Raw genomic sequence first — 1,119 nt, 5'->3', positions numbered from 1 at the left:
TCAACTCCGGGTGGAGGAGATACGGATCACTTGATCACTGGAAAAGATATTGTAGATATCGATACGGATTCAAATACAATTTCAGAGAATGCAGCGATAAACGACCTTGTTCATTTGACAGCCAATGTTGTTGATGAAGATGGCGATAAAGTAACTTACGAGTTGACTAACGATTTCCATGGCTGGTTCCAGATTGATGCAAACTCAGGAGTAGTAAGCGTAAAAGTCAACATCGATTACGATTCTACAAATCTAACGGATCACAAAGCAACAGTTTCGGTTAAAGCGACCAGTACAGATTTATCTACAACTAGTAAAGATTTTGAGATTGTGATCACTGAAGCTGATGGTACAACGCCAGGTGGAGGAGATACGGATCATTTGATCACTGGAAAAGATATTACTGATACTGATCTTGCAGCTAATGAAATCAATGAAAATGCAGCGGTAAACGACATCGTTCATTTGACTGCCAATGTTCTTGATGAAGATGGCGATAAGGTAACTTACGAATTGACTAACGATTTCCATGGCTGGTTCCAGATTGATTCAGATACAGGAATTGTAACTGTAAAAGGCAACATCGATTACGATTCTACAAATCTAACGGATCACAAAGCGACAGTTAGCGTAAAAGCTACCAGTACAGATTTATCTACAACTAGTAAAGACTTTGAGATTGAAATTACTGAAGCCGATGGCACAACACCAGGTGGAGGAGACACGGATCACCTGATCACAGGAAAAGATATTGCAGATATCGATACGGATTCAAATACCATTTCAGAGAATGCAGCTATTAATGACATCGTTCATTTGACAGCCAATGTAGTTGATGAAGATGGCGATAAGGTAACTTACGAGTTGACTAACGATTTCAACGGCTGGTTCCAGATTGATTCAGATACAGGAATTGTTACTGTAAAAGGAAACATCGATTACGATTCTACTGATTTGACTGATCACAAAGCAACTGTAATTGTAAAAGCTACCAGTACAGATTTATCTCATACTAGCAAAGATTTTGAGATTGTGATTACTGAAGCCGATGGTTCAACTCCGGGTGGAGGAGATACGGATCACTTAATTACTGGAAAAGATATTGCAGATATTGATACA

1 protein-coding gene is annotated in these 1,119 nt (G+C 39.0%); it reads left to right on the top strand.

Annotated features, from left to right (window positions below):
* A partial coding sequence (locus L3049_RS21520) for a cadherin repeat domain-containing protein (protein WP_275111901.1) occupies window positions 1-1,119 on the top strand: 1,119 nt, incomplete at both ends.

Source organism: Labilibaculum sp. DW002 (genome assembly GCF_029029525.1).
In the GTDB taxonomy this organism is placed as follows: domain Bacteria; phylum Bacteroidota; class Bacteroidia; order Bacteroidales; family Marinifilaceae; genus Paralabilibaculum; species Paralabilibaculum antarcticum.
The sequence above is the reverse complement of the archived record's forward strand: the minus strand, read 5'-3'. Positions and strand labels throughout refer to the sequence as shown.